This window comes from Streptococcus sp. 959 (genome assembly GCF_013277075.1).
GTDB lineage: Bacteria > Bacillota > Bacilli > Lactobacillales > Streptococcaceae > Streptococcus > Streptococcus pseudopneumoniae_C.
The window spans coordinates 1-325 of record NZ_VMMF01000032.1 but is presented as its reverse complement, the minus strand read 5'-3'; the positions used below and the strand labels follow the sequence as shown (position 1 = coordinate 325).

The following is a 325-nucleotide window of genomic DNA, read 5'->3' as shown; positions in this document are numbered from 1 at the left end:
TTTTCGAAGAGTATTAAAATCCAGTCACGGTAATCCCCAACAGGCGGACACCTCTTTCTTTCTCGTTTAATTCTTCATAGAGTTGCAGGGCTATTTGGCTTATCTGGCTAGCATCCTGTGTTTTTTGAATCAGACTTTTTCGTTTAGTAAGAGTTGAAAAGTCCTCGTAGCGGATTTTTAAAATGACAATTTTTCCAGCTTTTTCTTGTTGACTGAGATTGAGAGCGACTCTTTCTGATAGAAGAGTCAGCTCTTTTTTGATATCTTCCTCGGCACGGAGAATCTTTCCATAGGTTTTTTCCTTGCCGATTGATTTACGGATGCG

The 325-nt window shown here is 39.7% G+C and carries 1 protein-coding gene; it reads right to left on the bottom strand.

Annotated features, from left to right (window positions below; all coding sequences use genetic code 11):
* Window positions 1-13: 13 nt before the first annotated feature.
* The coding region (locus HT717_RS09035) for a hypothetical protein (protein WP_173305076.1) at window positions 14-325 on the bottom strand (312 nt) is incomplete at its 5' end.